This window comes from Solirubrobacter ginsenosidimutans (assembly GCF_027587205.1).
Map to the genome: position 1 here is coordinate 16,960 of NZ_JAPDOD010000033.1, position 16,105 is coordinate 33,064.

16 protein-coding genes and 1 pseudogene are annotated in these 16,105 nt (G+C 71.5%); 10 read left to right on the forward strand and 7 right to left on the reverse strand.

The genetic code is table 11. The annotated features are described in order from the left end of the window. Positions 1-7 precede the first annotated feature (7 nt). Complete coding sequence (locus OM076_RS28905; RefSeq protein WP_270043597.1) at positions 8-250, forward strand: hypothetical protein; 243 nt, start codon at positions 8-10, stop codon at positions 248-250. On the opposite strand, the gene OM076_RS28910 is transcribed toward OM076_RS28905, so the two are convergent. Together OM076_RS28910 and OM076_RS28915 are read right to left on the reverse strand one after the other, a co-directional pair. Beyond that, positions 251-916, reverse strand: a complete 666-nt coding sequence (locus OM076_RS28910) for a response regulator transcription factor (protein ID WP_270043598.1) — start codon at positions 914-916, stop codon at positions 251-253. 89 nt (positions 917-1,005) lie between these two features. Further along, positions 1,006-1,884, reverse strand: coding sequence for an NAD(P)H-binding protein (locus OM076_RS28915; protein ID WP_270043599.1), 879 nt, complete (start codon positions 1,882-1,884; stop codon positions 1,006-1,008). A gap of 115 nt (positions 1,885-1,999) precedes the next feature. On the opposite strand from OM076_RS28915, the gene OM076_RS28920 reads away from it, so the two are divergent. Next, positions 2,000-2,824 carry an alpha/beta fold hydrolase gene (locus tag OM076_RS28920; protein ID WP_270043601.1) on the forward strand — a complete coding sequence of 275 codons (825 nt, stop codon included), beginning with the start codon at positions 2,000-2,002 and terminating at the stop codon, positions 2,822-2,824. Then, positions 2,821-3,225, forward strand: coding sequence for a hypothetical protein (locus tag OM076_RS28925; RefSeq protein ID WP_270043602.1), 405 nt, complete (start codon positions 2,821-2,823; stop codon positions 3,223-3,225). The genes OM076_RS28920 and OM076_RS28925 overlap by 4 nt, the downstream gene beginning before the upstream one ends. 28 nt (positions 3,226-3,253) lie before the next feature. Here OM076_RS28925 and OM076_RS28930 read toward each other — a convergent pair whose 3' ends face one another. The 4 genes from OM076_RS28930 to OM076_RS28945 form a co-directional block, all read right to left on the reverse strand. Then, entirely contained in the window at positions 3,254-4,195 is a 942-nt protein-coding gene (locus OM076_RS28930) for an alpha/beta fold hydrolase (protein WP_270043603.1), read from the reverse strand. Between the two features lie 77 nt (positions 4,196-4,272). Continuing rightward, complete coding sequence (locus OM076_RS28935; RefSeq protein ID WP_270043604.1) at positions 4,273-4,692, reverse strand: universal stress protein; 420 nt, start codon at positions 4,690-4,692, stop codon at positions 4,273-4,275. Between the two features lie 31 nt (positions 4,693-4,723). Further along, positions 4,724-5,116, reverse strand: a complete 393-nt coding sequence (locus OM076_RS28940) for a hypothetical protein (RefSeq protein ID WP_270043605.1) — start codon at positions 5,114-5,116, stop codon at positions 4,724-4,726. 92 nt (positions 5,117-5,208) lie between these two features. Beyond that, a complete protein-coding gene (locus tag OM076_RS28945; protein WP_270043606.1) occupies positions 5,209-7,839 on the reverse strand; it encodes a winged helix-turn-helix domain-containing protein in 2,631 nt (876 codons plus the stop codon). Positions 7,840-7,891: 52 nt separating this feature from the next. Here OM076_RS28945 and OM076_RS28950 point away from each other — a divergent pair, with 52 nt between their 5' ends. Both OM076_RS28950 and OM076_RS28955 read left to right on the forward strand, forming a co-directional pair. Next, on the forward strand, positions 7,892-8,170 hold the full coding sequence (locus OM076_RS28950; protein WP_270043607.1) for a DUF8691 family protein: 279 nt from the start codon (positions 7,892-7,894) through the stop codon (positions 8,168-8,170). Between the two features lie 84 nt (positions 8,171-8,254). Beyond that, positions 8,255-8,815 carry a hypothetical protein gene (locus OM076_RS28955; RefSeq protein WP_270043608.1) on the forward strand — a complete coding sequence of 187 codons (561 nt, stop codon included), beginning with the start codon at positions 8,255-8,257 and terminating at the stop codon, positions 8,813-8,815. A gap of 329 nt (positions 8,816-9,144) precedes the next feature. Here the strand turns inward: OM076_RS28955 and OM076_RS28960 are convergent, their stop codons facing one another. After that, on the reverse strand, positions 9,145-9,591 hold the full coding sequence (locus OM076_RS28960; protein WP_270043609.1) for an Lrp/AsnC family transcriptional regulator: 447 nt from the start codon (positions 9,589-9,591) through the stop codon (positions 9,145-9,147). Between the two features lie 110 nt (positions 9,592-9,701). On the opposite strand from OM076_RS28960, the gene OM076_RS28965 reads away from it, so the two are divergent. The 5 genes and pseudogenes from OM076_RS28965 to OM076_RS46960 form a co-directional block, all read left to right on the forward strand. Then, the gene (locus OM076_RS28965; protein ID WP_270043610.1) at positions 9,702-10,880 is read left to right on the forward strand and encodes a trans-sulfuration enzyme family protein; all 1,179 of its coding nucleotides are present in this window, start codon (positions 9,702-9,704) and stop codon (positions 10,878-10,880) included. A gap of 1 nt (position 10,881) precedes the next feature. Beyond that, on the forward strand, positions 10,882-11,880 hold the full coding sequence (locus OM076_RS28970; RefSeq protein WP_270043611.1) for an ornithine cyclodeaminase family protein: 999 nt from the start codon (positions 10,882-10,884) through the stop codon (positions 11,878-11,880). Between the two features lie 51 nt (positions 11,881-11,931). Further along, positions 11,932-14,673: a helix-turn-helix transcriptional regulator gene (locus tag OM076_RS28975; RefSeq protein WP_270043612.1), complete on the forward strand. Its 2,742-nt coding sequence runs from the start codon at positions 11,932-11,934 to the stop codon at positions 14,671-14,673. Between the two features lie 66 nt (positions 14,674-14,739). Continuing rightward, positions 14,740-15,354, forward strand: a complete 615-nt coding sequence (locus tag OM076_RS28980; protein ID WP_270043613.1) for a hydrolase — start codon at positions 14,740-14,742, stop codon at positions 15,352-15,354. Then, positions 15,351-15,965, forward strand: a pseudogene (locus tag OM076_RS46960) (amidohydrolase family protein); the annotation flags it as partial. The gene OM076_RS28980 and the pseudogene OM076_RS46960, both read left to right, overlap by 4 nt. Positions 15,966-16,105: the final 140 nt, after the last annotated feature.

Sequence of the window (16,105 nt, forward strand, 5' to 3'; positions counted from 1 at the left end):
CACCACCATGTCCACACGGCACATGATCCGTCCCACGTGGCGAGTCCTTTGGGGATGCGCCGCCGACGATCCTTACAGCGCGTGGTTCAACGCTGAGCATCGCTGCGGGGAAGCGCTGCAGGCCTGGCGCGACGCGCAGGGCGCGAGCGCACGTGCCACGGCGTATCTCGCCTACTGCTTCGCGATCGACGTCGAGGAGCGGGCTGCCGCGCAGCTGGCGCGAGCGGTGGCGGCCCCGCTCGCGGCGTGACTAGCGTTTCTCGTCGCGCAGGAAGGCGAGCACCGCGAGCACGCGGCGGTGCTCGGTGGACGTCTGCGGGAGCTCGAGCTTCTGGAAGATGCTGGTCACGTGCTTCGAGACCGCCGCCTCGGTCACGAACAGCGCCGCGGCGATGCCCTGGTTGGACTTGCCCTCGGCCATCGCCGCGAGCACCTCGCGCTCGCGTGCGGTGAGCTCGGCGACCCGGCTGCCGGCGGCACGCCGTCCGAGCATGCGCGCCACGACCTCCGGGTCGAGCACGCTTCCGCCGGCGGCGACGCGGTTGACGGCCTCGACGAACGCGTCGACGTCGCCTACGCGCTCCTTGAGCAGATAGCCGACACCTTCGCTGCGCTCGGCGACGAGGTCGAGCGCGAACCGCGGCTCGTAGTACTGCGAGAGCACGAGCACGGCGGTCTCGGGACGCAGGCGCCGCAACTCGATCGCGGCGCGCAGCCCGTCATCGGTGCGCGACGGCGGCATCCTGACGTCGACCACCGCCACGTCGGCGTCGTGCGCCAACGCCTCGTCGAGGAGCGTCTCGGCGTCCCCGGCCTGAGCCGCGACCTCGAAGCCCGCCTCGGTCAACAGCCGCGCGATCGCTTCCCGGAGGAGCACGTCGTCCTCGCCGATGACCACGCGGACGGGCTCGTGCATCTGGTCAACCTACTCCCCTCGCGATGTCCGCCTTACTTACATCCGGCGTTTTGGGGAAGTGTTCGCCCGCTGTCAGGGCGCCAGGAGCGTCACGCGACGCCCAGCAAATCGGCGCGCTGGGCGACGAGGACGTCGCGCAAAGTGACCGGCGAGCGCCCTGTGAGGCGCTCAAACGCGTGACCCGCGACGTCGAAGTACCCGTGCCGGACGGCGCGGCCGAAGCCGGTGATGGCCAGTGAGGTGGACACGGGTGTGCCGATCGCGACGAGCATCGACTGCATGATCGCATCGGTCAGCGTGACGACCTTTACCGACTTCCCGCTGACCTCCGCGTACAGCGCCGCGAGGCCGGTCGGGGCCAACGCTTCGGGGCCCACGATGTCGTAGGTCTTGTGACTGCGGCCGTCGGTCGTCAGGGCCACCGCCGCCGCCTCCGCGCAATCGGCGCGCGAGATCGGGGCCATCCGCCCGCGGCCGCTGTTCGTGACGAGCTGGCCGTTCTTGACCGCCGTCGCGGCGTGCGGCAGCCAGAGCTCCGCGAACGTCCCGAACCGCAGCGAGGTCCACGCCAGCCCGCTGCGCTCCAGCATCGACTCGGTCATGCCCTGCTCCCAGGCGTTGGCGCCGAGCGGGTTGGCCGCGACCGGGTTGACGATCGACGTGAACACGACGTGTCGCACGCCGGCCGCCGCCGCGGCGTCGATGGCGGCGCGGTGCTGGCGGACACGGTGCCCGACGGCATCGGTGCTGATCAGCAGCATGCGTTCGCCGCCGGCGAACGCAGCGCGCAGCGAGTGCTGACGATCGAAGTCGCCGTAGCGGACGTCCGCGCCGCGGGCGCCCAACTCGCGCAAGGCGTCGGGACGGCGCGTGACGAGGATCAGGTCCTCTGGCGGCACGCGGGTCAGCAGACGCTCGGTGACGAGGCGGCCCAGGTGGCCCGCCGCTCCTGTGACGATGAGGCTCATTCTGTGCACATGAACTTACGCGTCCGCGGGAGCCAGACTGGCCGCTCCGAAGCAAAGCTCTGACCGTACGAGAGGCCAGCGGATCGCCGCCGTCGAAGGGCTTGACTGAAGTCGCATGCCCTTCGCGACTAACGGCGCCGTCAGGCTGCACTGGGAGAGTTCCGGTGCCGGCCCCGCCGTTCTGCTCCTCCCCGGACAGGGGATGACCGCCCAAGCCTGGTGGTCGACGATCCCGGTCCTCTCGCGCTCGTTCCGGGTGATCGCCTTCGATTACCGTGACACCGGCCGCAGCGGTCGCTCGCGCTTCCCCTATTCGGTCGCGCAGCTGGCCCACGACGCGGTGGCGGTCCTCGATTCGGCCGGCGAGCGGCGAGCCCACGTGTACGGGATCTCGCTCGGCAGCCTCGTGGCCCAGGAACTCGCCCTGCGCCATCCGGACCGCGTCCAGGCGCTCGTCCTCGGCTCCAGCTCGGCCGGCGGATTCGCCGCGTACAAGCCCGCGTCCTCGTCCTTCGCGCAGACCTTCCTCGTTCGCGCGGGGAGCATGGGGCCGGAGGAGGCGCAGTGGGCCGCGGTGCCGTACACCTACGCCGAACGGACCCGTCGCGAGCACCCCGACCGCATCGCCACGGACATCGCCCACCGCCTGGCGGGCGAGGCCGGACCGTTCGCCTACGTGCATCAGGCGGCGGCCGTCGCGAGCCATGACGCCTACGAGCGGCTCAACCGCGTGCGCTCTCCCACGCTGGTCGTCCACGGCGAGCAGGACGTCTTCGTCCCGCCCGCCAACGCGCTCGTGCTCGCCGAGCGCATCCCTGGAGCGCGGTTGCGACTGTGGCCGGACGCCGCCCACGTGTACCCGATCGACGAGCCGCTGGCCGACCCTGAGATCGCGCGCTTCCTGTCTGAGCAGTCGGACGTCTTGGCCGCCGCGGCGTGAACGCTCCGCGGATCACGCGCGCCGCGCTCTGGATCCTGGCGGCTGAGGCCGCCGTGGTCGCGGTGCCGGCGCTGCTGGCGCCGCGGTACTTCTACGACAGCTTCCCGTTCGGCGCGTCCTGGGTCGATAGGCTGCCGCCGTTCAATCGCCATCTCGTCAGCGACGTCGGCGGCTTCTATCTCGCCTTCGCGCTGCTGTTCGCGTGGGCGGCGGTCACGCTGCGGCGCGCCCTGATCGTGCCGTTGTGCAGCGCCTGGGGGATCGCCGCGCTCGTGCACTTCATCTACCACGTGACGCACCTGGACGGATGGGACGCCGGCGACGCCATCGCCCAGACCGTCAGCCTCGCGATCGTGCTCGCACTCCCCGCCGTCGCCATAGCCGCCGCGCCTCAGGACTGAGGCGCGGCGGTTTCATTTTCGGTGTGCGCTACCCGGCCATGCGGCGGATCGTGCCGGTGGCGGCTTCGATCGCCGTCGCGACGCGCCGAGGGCCTGGCCCGGCGCCCATGACCAGCGTGTAGTGGTTCACCCCTGGCACGGCCTCGATCTGCACCGAGGGGTGCGCAGCCGCGAAGGCGCGCAGGTCGGCAGCGGTGATCAGCGCGGCGTCGGGTTCATTGAACAATCCTCGCTCGGCCCGGAGGAGGTAGACCGGGCACTGCACGCGCTCCAGCGCCGTCCGCGTCACGGGGTCGCTGACCAGTTCCTCGGTGTCTGCGCGGACGGCCGCGGGGTTGCAGACGCACCGCGCCACGCTCCCGTTGAGGGCGAGGTCGTAGCGGGCGTACGCCTCGATGTCCTCATCCCATGCGTCCGCGAACGCCGGATGCGCGCGCCAGCCCTCGAGGTATCGCGCGGCAGACGGGAACGTGATCGACAGGCGCATGATCACGTTGGCAACGGCTGCTTCGAGCGTGTCCTCGAGATCCGTCACCGGGGGAAGCGGCAGGCCGGCGTCGAGTGCGACAAGGGCCCGGGCGCGCTCGGGGTGCTCGGCGGCAAGGCGCGCGAGGACGTACGCGCCCATTGAATGCCCCACCAGCACGGCGGAGGAGACGCCGGTGGCGTCGAGCACCCCGAGCAGATCGGTCACGTGCGCGGCGATGCCGTAGGGGCCGGGGAGCTCGGCGCTATGGCCGCGGCCGCGCAGGTCTGGGGCGAGCAGGCACACGTCGTCTCCGAGCACGCGTGCCAGCGAGCGCCAGGTCATCAGCGAGGCGGTTACGCCGTGCGCCGCGAGGACGACCGCGGCGCTCGCCTCCGGCGGCGGCCCCGCACGCGCGACTTGCAATGTGCCGCCGTTCACTCCCACCTCGAAGTGGTCGCTGAACGGGTCGGACAGGATGGCCTTTCCGGCGTTTGACTGCATCGCCTTAAGGGCTACCGTCCGCTCGCTTGCGGAGGCCGTCCTACGGACCGGCATCGCCTGGTCCGATCGCCAGATCCTCAGTTGCACGAGTGCAGGGGCGCGCCGAGCACGACGGCGTCGTAGTCGCGCGCGGCGAGCTCCGCCACGATCGCGGGCTCGGGCTTGCCGTGGCGGATCGCGGTGACGACCGGAATGTCGGGCGGGATGCGCAGGACGGTGTCGTGCAGCCGCTGGTGCGCGTCGGTGTCGGCCGCCTCCTGCAGGTGGGCCGGGTACGGGACGCCGGGCTGGATCGTGGCGCAGCGCCTCGCGTCGCCGACGATGTCGGGCACGACGGCCAGAAGCGTGATCGTGGCGTGGTGGCGGCGGGCTTCGGCGATGGCCGCCGCGAGCGTGATCTCCGTGTTCGGCGAGGCGTCGACCAGGACCAGCTGGCGGCGCGGACGCAGCTCGTCGAGTACCTCTGTGGGCTGCGCAGCCATGGCGGTGGCGGTCATGGGGCTACTCCCTTCGGGGTGCCGGCGGTGACTAGGAGGCGAACGCGCTGGAGCGTGCGGTGACGGGCGTCGTCACCTGCAGCTCGTGCACGACCCGTTCAGTGGACATCTCGTGATCGATGAGCCCGGCGATGGCGAGCAGTCCGGCGCCCACCGCGGTCGCGAACGAAACCCACATCAGCGTGTCACCGGTGAAGATGACGGCGAGGACGATGCTCCAGATTCCCACGATCGCGACGATGCCCCCGAGCGCACGCTGGCGTGAGGTGCCCGCGACGCCTGGTGCCGCGGCGAGCACCACCATGACGAGGCCGCCGGCGATGAACAGCCATTGGAGCGTGTCGCCCGACCACACCTGAGAGGCAACGACCAGGACGGCGGCGACCACGAGCAGGGCCAAGCGCGAGAAGAACTCGATGCGCATCTGTGGATTCCTTTCATTCGTCTGGATGACGTCGGGTAGCGTCGCGTCAGGCACGGTGATCGCACATCACATGAAACGTGTGATCTGCGTGATCAGCGCCTGCGCGATGACGTCGCCAGCAGCCCGAGGTCGCGGCCGCGCTGGACGGCATCGGCGCGCCGATGCACGCCGAGCTTGGCGTAGAGGTGGCGCATATGGGTGCGAATCGTGTTCTCCGAGACGAACAGCTCGGAGGCGATCTCCGTGGCGTGCAGGTTGGTCGGCAGGTAGCGCAGCACGCGCAGCTCGCTCTCGCTCAGCGGGTCCCGCAGCGGCTCCACGTCGCGCGGGCGGCCCGCCCCCGCCTGCCCGGCGAGCAGATCGAGGAGCTCTGCCACCAGCGCCGCGTGGGCCGTCCGGGCACGCGCATGGCGCTCGAGCAGGTCCGGCGCCGGGAACAGCAGGAAGGGCAGGAGCAGGCCGCTGCGCTCGCCCAGGTCGAGCGCGCGCTCCAGCGCGCGTGACGCGGCGCCGGCGTCGCCGCGGGCATCGTCCGCGAGCGCGCTGAGCAGGAGGGCCGACATCGGGGCTTCGGTGCGGGACGGCTCGACTCCCGCGAGCAGCTCGGCGGCGGTGTCGGCATCGTCGCGCGCGAGCGCCAGCGCGGCCGCGACGATCGCCATCTCAGCGCTGCCGTCCAGGGCTGGCTCGACCGCTTCCCAGTGGCCGGCCCGGATCTGGGCCAGCAAACGGTGCACGCGCACGCGCGCCGCCAGCACGTGCGTCGGCAGCAGGGCGTGGACGGCCTCGGCGGCGGCGAACTCGCTCAGCGCTTCGTCGACCCGGCCGCGGACGAGCTCCAGCAACCCGCGCGAGCCGTGGAACATCACGGCGACGGCCGGTTCGACCTCGGGCAGCACGGCCTGCTCGCCGCGTTTGAGCCACACGTCCGCCTCCTCCAGGCGTCCCTGCCAGAGCATGCTCGAGCCCAGGACGGTGTACACCACGCCGACGAACGGCTTGTCCTCCCAACCGTTGGCGCGCGCGAGCGCGAACGCCTGCAGCTCGGCCTCGTCCGCAGTGCCGGTGCCGCGCAGGGCCGCGGCCAGGCCCGAGTAGGCCAAGGCCCCGAGCTCGAACACCGGCCGGTCGATCCGGCGCGCCAAGGTGACGGCCATGTTCAGGTGGCGCTCGGCCTCTTCGAGCTGCCCGGTCCAGATGTTGGTGATGCCGAGCTCGTGCAGCGTGAGGGTGCGCAGGTCGTCGCTCAGCGCGACGTGCGCGGTGCCGCCCTCGGCCGGCACGAGCAGACGCTCGGCGAACGCCGCGACGCCGTCGAGATCCATGCGCCTGCGCGCCAGCGAGAGCCGCATCGCGGCCACATAGACCTCCAGTCGCTCGCGCCGCTCGCTGGGCAGCGACGGCGCCCCGCGGTCGGCGAGCGTGAGGTAGCGTTCGGCGGCGTCGAGCGAGCCCATGGTGAGCTGGTCGATCGCGGCCACCGCCGCGAGCTCGGGGTCGGCGGTGGCCGTACCGGACGGGAACAGCGCGAGCAGCTCGCGCGTGGTGGTGGCGCGGCCGTCGAGGTACAGGCTGTAGAAGCTTTCGGCGAGCAGCCGCGCGCCCTGGGTCCAGTCCTCCGCCGCCAGCGCGTGGCGGACGGCCTCGACCGGGTGGCCGTTGGCCGCCAGCCACTCGCTCGCGGTCGCGTGCAGCGCCTGCAGCTCGTCTCCCGACTGGCGCCGGAGCTCGAGCGCCAGCAGGTCGGCGAACAGGTTGTGGTAGCGAAACCACGTGCGCTGCGGGTCCAGGGACACGACGAAGGCCTGCTCGTCCTCGAGCTCGGTGAGAATGCGCTGCGCCCCGGTCCCGCCCGTCAGCCGGTCGGCGAGCGGGCCGCTCACGCGCTCCAGGATCGACGTGCGCAGCAGCAGCCGCGTGACCTCGGCCGGCTGGCGGTCGAGCACTTCCGCCAGCAGGTACTCGGCCACCGTGCGCTCGCTGCCCGAGAACTCCGCGGCGAAGCGCTCCGGGTCCGGGTGGTGGACGAGCGAGAGCGCGGCCAGGCGCAGACCCGCGGCCCAGCCCTCGGTCCGCGCGACCAGGGCGTCCAGCGCCGCGTCCGACAACCGCGTCCCCGTGGCCTCGATCAATGCGCGCGCCTCCTCGCGCGAGAAGCGCAGGTCGGCACCTCGGAGTTCGGTGAGCTCGCCCTGCAGGCGCAGGCGGTGCAGGCCCAACGGCAGGTCGACCCGTGTGAGCAGGATCAGCCGCATCGGAGGCGGCGCATCCGCCACGAGCCGGCTGAGCTGCTCCAGCGTGTCGCGGCCCGCGAGCTCCTGCACGTCGTCGAGCACGAGCCAGAGCGGCTGGGCCAGCGGACGCAGGTCCTTCAGCAGCCCATCCACGATGTTCCAGACATCGAGGTCCGGGGCGGCGGTCAAGGCGCCGACGAGCGCTGATCCCGGGCGCGTGGCCCGCACCGCGTCCAGCACAGAGAGCCAGAACCGCTCCGCGTCGTGTTCATCGCGGCCCACGGAGACCCAGGCCGCGTCGTCGGACAGGTTCGCCTCGGCGATCCACGTGCGCACCAGCAACGTCTTACCGCTACCCGCTCCGGCCGAGATCTGCGTGACGCGCCCGGCACCCGCGAGCACCGCGAACAGACCCGGGCGCACAACCGCTCCGGTGCCGCCACGCGCGGCGGCATGACCGGCGGCTCGCGATCCGCTCCGCGATTTCATCCGAAAACGGTGACGCCGACTCACCGGCCCGGCAATCATCCTGTTGACCAGGATGTCCGAGCCTTTCACCAGACCTCACTACGAGATCCGTGTCCGCGGCCGGCTCGGCCCCACGCTGCTTGAAGCGTTCCCTTCACTGGCCGCGGAACCGTCCGAGGGTGAGACCGTGCTCGCCGGCGCGCTACCCGACCAATCCGCGCTCTACGGCGTTTTGCGCCAGCTCGAGGCCCTCGGTCTCGAGCTGGTCGAGGTGCGCCGGTTCGACCGTATGCCGGGCGGTCCCGAGCTCGTGGTCCGGCGGGTGAACGGTTCCCCGCCGCCCGGCGAGTGACGACGGCGTCGGGGCCCGAAGGCCAGCGGCAACGGGCTGTGAGGACAGCGGGTCGCGGCGCGCCCGACACGACCCTTTGGTCAGATGCTCGACGACCGCGAACTCGACGCGCCACAGCCCATCACGATGCCGGCGACCGTCAAGGTCGACCCCGTGTGCTTCTGGCTGGCGGTGGCGAGCGCGCTCGGCGTGATCATCGGCGCCGTCGGCCCGTGGACGACCGCCTGGGGCATGGTTCAGGTGAGCGGCACGGGCATGCACGGCTGGCGCGAGGTCGCCGTCGGCGTCGTCGCGCTCGCGCTGCTCGCCGTCCACCGCCGGCGCGGCGGGGCGCTCGAGCTCCTGCTCGCGGCCGCCGACGGCGTGGTCGGCGCGTCGGGCGCCGCCGTGGCCCTGTCGAAGATCAACGCGAACGACACGCTGTCGGTCCTCGGCTTCCACTACACGTTCCTCGATCCCGCCTGGGGCATCTACCTCGTCCTCGGCGGCGCGATCCTGCTCACCTGCTGCGCCTCCACGCTGGCCTGGCGCAGCGCCCGCCGAGCGCGGTCCGATCGCAGACCGCGTGCGACGTACTCCTCCGGGAGTACGCCGAAGACTGTCCTTGAGACCGATGACGGGAGCGCGCCGCTCGCCGATCATTGAGGACGTTGGCGCTACGCCCTCCTCCGGCGCTCAACCAGGGCCCGCCCCGCGTTCCCATCGCGAGCCCACATCCCGGCGCTGACCCCGCCGACGCGAAGACCCCGGCCCCCCGGGGTCTTCGCCTTTTCGGCGGCCAAGTCATCGACGAGCTGCAGCGAACGCTTGCCCCTCCACGCCACAGGTGATGGTCTATTTCAACGCTCGCTTTTTCGCGATCGCGTGGCACGCCGCGAACACCCACGCGGCGACAGCGCCCGCAGCGAGGTCGAGTACGCGTATCCGATGACGTGTGTTCGAGAGGTGCTCGTCGATGCGCTTGTGCACCGCGACTAAGAGTCGGTGAAGTCGGTCATCGAGATGTAGGTGACGAACTGCGCGACGTTGTGGAGCGCGGCGAGCTGGTCGGCGTGGAAGCGCTCGAAGGCGGGGAGGTCTGACACCTCGACGCGCAGGAGGTAGTCGAACGTGCCGGTGACGTGGTGGCACTCGGTGATCTCGGGTACCTCGCGGGCGCCGGCCTGGAAGCGCTGGATGTGTTCGCGCTGATGGCGGGCGAGTCGCACGGCGACGAAGGCGGTCAGGCCGCGGCCTTCGGCCTTGGGGTCGATGATCGCCGTGTAGCCGCGGATGACGCGAGTGTCTTCGAGGCGCCGGAGGCGGCGCGAGCAGGCCGACGCCGACAGGCCGGTGGTGACCGCGAGTTCAGAGACCGTCGCTCGTCCATCGCGGCGCAGGTGGTCGAGGATCGCGCGATCGGCGTCGTCGAGGTCGGTCATCGGTGTTGGTCCTTGCATCGAGATCATCGGAATCGCAATGATCGTGCAAGTTCGAACACCATCTTGCCGAATGATTGCGGACTGGCGATCCCGTGTGCAGGATCTGGCGCATGGCTGATCCTCGTCGCAGGGCCGCAACGGCGGCGATCCACACGCGGCGGGCGGCAACGCCGGCGCGGCCCGTGTCGTCGCCGATCTTCCAGTCCACGGCCTTCGCCGCCGCGTCGGCGGACGCGCTGGCTCGCGTCGCGGTCGAGGTCGCGACGCCGGACTTCTACACCCGTCACGGCAACCCGAACCACGCCGAGCTGGCGGATGCGGTCGCGACACTCGAGCGGGCCGAGGCCGGTCTCGTGTTCGGGTCAGGGATGGGTGCGCTGACGACGACCGTGCTGTCGCTGGTGGGCAGCGGCCAGCACATCGTGGCGCAGCGCAGCATGTACGGCGGCACCTTGAGCCTCGTCCAGAAGCTCCTGCCGCGCTTCGGGGTGGAGTACACGCTCGTCGATCAAGCCGACACGGGCGCGTGGGCGGAGGCGATCACGCCCGCGACGCGCGTGTTGCTCATCGAGTCGCCGAGCAACCCGCGGCTGGAGATCACCGATCTGCGCGCGGTCGCCGAGCTCGCCCGTGCGCGCGGCATCGTCACCGTGGCCGACAACACGTTTGCGACCCCGGTCAACCAGCGGCCGGTCGAAGCCGGCATCGACCTGGTCTGGCACAGCGCGACGAAGTACCTGGCCGGGCATTCCGATGCGTCGGCGGGCGTGGTGGTGGGACGGGCCGAGCTCATCGAGACGATCTGGAACACGGCGCTGAACGTCGGCGCCGTCCTCGGACCGATCGACGCCTGGCTCGTCACCCGCGGCATCCGCACGCTCGACCTCCGCGTCGGCCGGCACAACGCCACGGCCGTCGCGCTCGCCGAACACCTTCGCAAGCATCCCGCGGTCAAGGTCGTGCACTACCCGGGATTGCCAAGCCACCCGTCGCACGCCCTCGCGGCTCGCCAGATGACCGGGTTCGGCGGCGTCCTGAGCATCGAGCTCCGCGGTGACCGCGCGACGGCAGTGCGAACGATCGAGCGCCTCGAGCTCTTCCAGCTCTCGGCCAGCCTGGGCAGCGTGGAGAGCCTCGTGGTCCACCCGGCCTCCATGTGGGGCGCGATGCTGACCGAGGAGCAGATGTCCGCCGCAGGCGTCCAGCCCGGACTCGTGCGCCTGGCCTGTGGGTTGGAGGACGCCGCCGATCTGATCGACGACCTCGACCGAGCGCTCGAAGGAGCATGACGTGCCACAACCTGCCGTATCCCTGATCTCCCGCGGCGACATCGCCCGCTACCTGTCCATCTCGCGCAGCCTGGAGCTGGCCAGGATCGCCTACGCCGCGACCGCGACCGGTGACGCCCTGCACAGCTCACTCGGTCATGTCGCGGCCCCCGACGGCGAGTTCCACATCAAGGGCAGCGGACTCGTCGTCGACGGCCGGCTCTTCGCGGCCGTCAAGGTCGTGGCCTACTTCCCCGAGCGGACCACCACTCTCAAGCTGCCGAGCATCGTCGGCCTGATCGAGCTCTTCGATGGTGCCAACGGGCAACCGCTCGCCGTGATGGAGTCGGAGCTGATCACCAAGCTGCGGACCGCCGCGGGGACCGCCGTCGCCCTCGATCAACTCGCCCGCCCCGACGCCCGCCGGCTGCTCGTCTGCGGAACCGGCGCCCAGGCACTCCCGCACATCGAGGCCGTCGCCGCGATCCGCGATCTCGAGTCCGTGCACCTGTGGGGCCGCAGCCTCGAGCGCGCCCGGGCGACGCTGGCGGAACTGCGCGAGCGCTTCCCGGACCTCCGGAGCGACATCGCGCAGGACGTCAGCGCCGCCGCCGGACGCGCCGACCTCATCGTGTGCCTGACCGCGGCCACGAAGCCATACCTGCATCCCGGCGACGTGCGACCCGGCACGACGATCGCCGCGGTCGGCTCGGACACCCCGGAAAAGCAGGAGCTCTCGACTGACCTCCTCGCGTCGGCGACGCTCGTCTGCGACGTCACCCACCAGTGCGCCCACGCCGGAGAGCTTCACCACGCCCTCGAGGCCGGCGTGATGACCCGCGCCGACGTCCGCGGCGAGATCGGCGAGGTGATCGCCGGCCAGCGCGACGGCCGCCGGACCCAAGACGAGATCGTGGTCTTCGACTCGACCGGCACCGCGGTCCAGGACACGGCTCCCGCCGCCGCCCTGTACCTGGCGACCACGAACGCGCCCACCGCCGACCTCTGGGCGATGATGTAGCGCCGACCGCCGCGACCACGGCGCGCGGTCGGCATGAGTCATGCTCTCGGGATGGTCACGAGGCTGCCCGGAGCTCAGTTGTTCGGGCGCGAGCTCGAGCGCGAGGCGCTCGAGCGGCTTCTGGACCAGGTGCGCAGCGGCCATTCTGCCGTGTTGGTCGTGCACGGCGAGCCGGGCGCCGGGAAGACCGCGTTGCTCCGGTACGCGGTCGAGGCCGCGCCGGACTTTCGCGTCGCGAGAACGGTCGGAGTCGACGGCGAGATGGGGTTCGCGTTCGCGGCGCTGCAGCGGCTCTGTGCGCCGTTGCTCGAGCTCGCCGAGCGGCTCCCGCCTCCTCAACGCGACGCGTTGGCCGTGGCGTTCGGACTGCGTTCCGGGACCGCGCCGAATCCGTTCCTCGTCGGGCTGGCAGTCCTCGGGGTGTTGTCGGAGGCCGCGGAGGAGCAGCCGCTGCTCTGCCTGGTCGACGATGCGCAGTGGCTCGATCGTGCGTCAGCGCGCTCGCTGGCGTTCCTCGGCCGCCGCCTGCTGGCAGAGCGGATCGCGCTCGTGTTCGCGACCCGCGAGTTGGGCGACGCGACGGCGGGCCTGCCGGAGCTCAGCGTCCAGCCCCTGGGGCGGCGCGATGCGCGAGCGCTCTTGGAGTCCGAGCTGCCGGCGCCGCTTGACGAACGGGTGCTCGAGCGGATCGTGTCCGAGACGCGCGGCAACCCGCTCGCCCTGTTGGAGCTGCCGCGCGGGCTGACGCCCGCGCAGCTCGCGGGTGGGTTCGGCCTGCCCGCCGCGGCGCCGCTCTCCGCGAGCATCGAGGAGAGCTTCGCGCGGCGGCTGGCGAAGCTTCCGCACGATGCCCGGCGGCTGTTGCTGCTGGCCGCGGCCGACCCGGTCGGTGACCCGGCGCTCGTCTGGCGCGCAGCCGAGTCCCTCGGGATTCCCGATGCGGCGGCGGAGACGGTCGAGGCGCAGGGCCTTCTCGCCTTCGCCCCGCATGTGGTGTTCCGTCACTCGCTCGTGCGGTCGGCCGTCTACGGAGCGGCCGGGCTGGGGGAGCGGCGTGAGATGCATCGCGCGCTCGCCGACGCCACCGATCCCGCGATCGATCCGGATCGCCGGGCGTGGCACCGCGCGCAGGCGGCGGCCAGGCCCGACGAGACGATCGCCACCGACCTCGAGCGGTCAGCGGCGCGCGCGCAGGCGCGCGGCGGGTTCGCCGCCGCCGCGGCCTTCCTCGAGCGCGCGGCCGTACTCACCACCGACCAGGCGCGCCGGGCGCGACGTCAGTTGGCCGCCGCACAGGCGATGTTCCGCTCCGGGGCGCTCGCCGAGGCGCTCGAGCTGCTCACGTGGGCCGAGGCGGGAGGACTCGACGAGTTCGAGCAGGCGCAGGCCGAGTTGCTGCGCGCTCGTATCGCGTTCGTCTCGTCGCACGGCAGCGACGCGCCGCCGCTGCTGCTCGGGGCCGCCCGCCGGCTGCAGCCGCTCGATCCGCCCCTCGCGCGCGAGATCTATCTCGAGGCGATGTCCGCCGCGATGTTCGCGGGGCGCCTCGCCTCGCCCGGCGGCAGCGCACGGGAGGTGGCGCAGGCGGCACGCGCGGCGCCCGCACCGGCCGTGGCGCGCGGTCCCGACCTGTTGCTCGACGGGCTGGCGACGATCTTCGGTGAGAGCTACAGCGCTGCCGCACCGGCGCTGCGGCGCGCGCAGGATGCGTTCGATGTCGCGGATATGCCTGCGACCGAGCAGCTGCGTTGGAAGTGGCTGGCAACCGTATCGGCCGTGCATCTCTGGGACGACGAGCGATGGCTGGCGCTCTCGGAGCGCCATGTCCAGATCGCCCGCGAGGCGGGCGCGCTCGCCGAGCTCCCGCTTGCGCTCAGCCAGCGCATCTACGTGCACCTCTTCGCGGGTGAGCTGACGGCCGCGGCCGCGCTGGTCCAGGAGATCGAGGCCGCCACGGAAGCGACCGGCACCGACCTCGCTCCGTACGGCGCGGTCGGACTTCTCGCCCTGCAGGGGAACGTCGCCGAGGCGACGCACCTGATCGATCGCAGCCGCACCGATGTGGCACGACGCGGTGAAGGCATCGGGCTCTCCGCGCTCGACTGGGCCGAGGCCGTCCTCTACAACGGACTCGGGCGCTACGAAGACGCGCGCGCCGCGGCGCTTCGGGTCACTCAGCATCCGCACGACTTGAACACCTCGAGCTGGGGTCTGGCCGAGCTCGTCGAGGCCTCGGTTCGCGCCGGCACCCCGGAACTGGCCGCCGGCGCTCAGGTCCGCCTCGCGGAGATCGCGCGAGCGACCGGTACGGACTGGGCGCTCGGGATCGCGGCACGCTCGCAGGCACTCCTCGTCGAAGGCAGGCAGGCCGAGGAGCGCTACCGGGAGGCCGTCGATCGGCTGGCCCGAACCCGGATCGCGGTCGACCTCGCCCGCGCCCACCTGCTCTACGGGGAGTGGCTGCGGCGCGAACGCCGGCGCACGGACGCGCGTGCGGAGCTGCGCCGCGCACACGACCGCTTCTCGGGCTTCGGGATGACAGCGTTCGCGGAGCGGGCGCGGATCGAGCTCGAGGCCACCGGCGAGCGGGCGCGCAGGCGCACGGCGGACGCGATCGACCAGCTCACGCCGCAGGAGGCGCAGATCTCCCGCCTCGCCGGGCAGGGACACTCCAACCGCGAGATCGCCGCTCAGCTGTTCATCAGCCCGAGCACCGTCGAGTACCACCTCCGCAAGGTGTTCCGCAAGCTCGACGTCAAGTCGCGGACGCAGCTCGCTCACCGCATGTCGTAGTCGCTTGAGCCAACCGCCGGGATCAGGTGATGCGGACTCACCAGATCAACGACGAGCTTTGCGCAGATGACCAGCCAAGCGATTCGGGACCCGTTCGCAGACCATCTGATCACGCCGCAGAACGCGGCGTTCGTCCTCATCGACTACCAGCGCGAACAACTCGCCGCGGTCAGATCGATGGAGCACGAGCTGCTGATGAAGAACGCCGTCTCCACGCTGCGAGCGGTCAAGGCGTTCGGCGTGCCGATCATCCACTCGACCGTGAACGTCGCCTCGGGTCAGGTCGGCCCGACGCTGCCCGAGCTCGCGGAGCTCTTGACGGACGACCCGCCGCTCGACCGCACCACCGTGAACTCGTGGGAGGACACGGAGTTCGTGCGGGCGGTCCGCGCGACGGGGCGCCGGAAGCTGATCTTCTGCGCGCTGTGGACCGAGGTCTGCATGGCGTTCGCGGCGCTCGACGCGCTGCGCGAGGGCTACGAGGTCTATCCGGTGGTGGACGCGATCGGCGGGACGTCGGTGGAGGCGCACCGCGCCGGGCTGGAGCGGGTCGCCCAGGCCGGGGGACAGCCGATCAGCTGGGTGTCGCTCGCCTGCGAGCTGCAGCGTGATTGGGCGCGCGTCGAGACCGTTCCCGCGATCGTGGAGATCGTGCTCACCGACCGGCTGTTGCAGGAATGAGCCGCACGATCGATCTCCACCAGCACGTCATCCCGGACTTCTATTGGCAGGCGTCCAACGAGGACGGCAACGCCGCCGGCGGGATCAATCCCCCGCGCTGGAGCCTGGACAGCGCGATCGCGTATCTGGACGCGGCAGAGATCGATGTGGCCGTACCGTCGATCAGCACCCCGGGCGTGCATTTCGGCGACGACGCGGCGGCGCGGACGCTCGCGCGGCGCGTCAACGAATATCTCGCGGAGATCCGGCGCGATCGCTCGGACCGGTTCGGTGGGTTCGCGGCACTGCCGCTCCCCGATGTGGAAGGGTCGCTCGAAGCGCTTGCGTACGCCCTCGACGTGCTCAACCTCGACGGGGTGTCGTTGATGACGAACGCCGGCGGGAGCTATCTGGGAGACACCCGCTTCGATCCGATCTTCGCCGAGTTGCAGCGGCGCGCCGCGCTGGTGTTCGTCCATCCGACCGCGTCGCCTGACCCGATCGCGCACTCGCTCGGCCTGCCCGACGCGCTGCTCGACTACCCGGTCGACACCTCGCGGGCGATCGCCAAGCTGCACTACAGCAACACGTTCGCGCGGACGCCGGACGTCAAGTACGTGTTCTCCCACGCCGGCGGGACGGTTCCGTACCTCGCGTCGCGCTTCGGGATCGTCGACGCGATGGACGTCATCGCAGGGGCGGACGAGCGCGGGTCGTTCGCCGACACGGCAACACGCCTGTACTGGGACACCGCCTCCGCGTTCAGCGACCC

What these genes read in the sequence shown, in the direction of transcription:
- OM076_RS28975 (WP_270043612.1), top strand. Translation starts at nt 11,932, where the DNA reads ATGGTCACGAGGCTGCCCGGAGCTCAGTTGTTCGGGCGCGAGCTCGAG.
- OM076_RS28960 (WP_270043609.1), bottom strand. Translation starts at nt 9,591, where the DNA reads ATGACCGACCTCGACGACGCCGATCGCGCGATCCTCGACCACCTGCGC.
- OM076_RS28915 (WP_270043599.1), bottom strand. Translation starts at nt 1,884, where the DNA reads ATGAGCCTCATCGTCACAGGAGCGGCGGGCCACCTGGGCCGCCTCGTC.
- OM076_RS28940 (WP_270043605.1), bottom strand. Translation starts at nt 5,116, where the DNA reads ATGCGCATCGAGTTCTTCTCGCGCTTGGCCCTGCTCGTGGTCGCCGCC.
- OM076_RS28935 (WP_270043604.1), bottom strand. Translation starts at nt 4,692, where the DNA reads ATGACCGCCACCGCCATGGCTGCGCAGCCCACAGAGGTACTCGACGAG.
- OM076_RS28955 (WP_270043608.1), top strand. Translation starts at nt 8,255, where the DNA reads ATGCTCGACGACCGCGAACTCGACGCGCCACAGCCCATCACGATGCCG.
- OM076_RS28930 (WP_270043603.1), bottom strand. Translation starts at nt 4,195, where the DNA reads ATGCAGTCAAACGCCGGAAAGGCCATCCTGTCCGACCCGTTCAGCGAC.
- OM076_RS28950 (WP_270043607.1), top strand. Translation starts at nt 7,892, where the DNA reads ATGTCCGAGCCTTTCACCAGACCTCACTACGAGATCCGTGTCCGCGGC.
- OM076_RS28905 (WP_270043597.1), top strand. Translation starts at nt 8, where the DNA reads ATGTCCACACGGCACATGATCCGTCCCACGTGGCGAGTCCTTTGGGGA.
- OM076_RS28945 (WP_270043606.1), bottom strand. Translation starts at nt 7,839, where the DNA reads ATGAAATCGCGGAGCGGATCGCGAGCCGCCGGTCATGCCGCCGCGCGT.
- OM076_RS28910 (WP_270043598.1), bottom strand. Translation starts at nt 916, where the DNA reads ATGCACGAGCCCGTCCGCGTGGTCATCGGCGAGGACGACGTGCTCCTC.
- OM076_RS28965 (WP_270043610.1), top strand. Translation starts at nt 9,702, where the DNA reads ATGGCTGATCCTCGTCGCAGGGCCGCAACGGCGGCGATCCACACGCGG.
- OM076_RS28980 (WP_270043613.1), top strand. Translation starts at nt 14,740, where the DNA reads ATGACCAGCCAAGCGATTCGGGACCCGTTCGCAGACCATCTGATCACG.
- OM076_RS28920 (WP_270043601.1), top strand. Translation starts at nt 2,000, where the DNA reads ATGCCCTTCGCGACTAACGGCGCCGTCAGGCTGCACTGGGAGAGTTCC.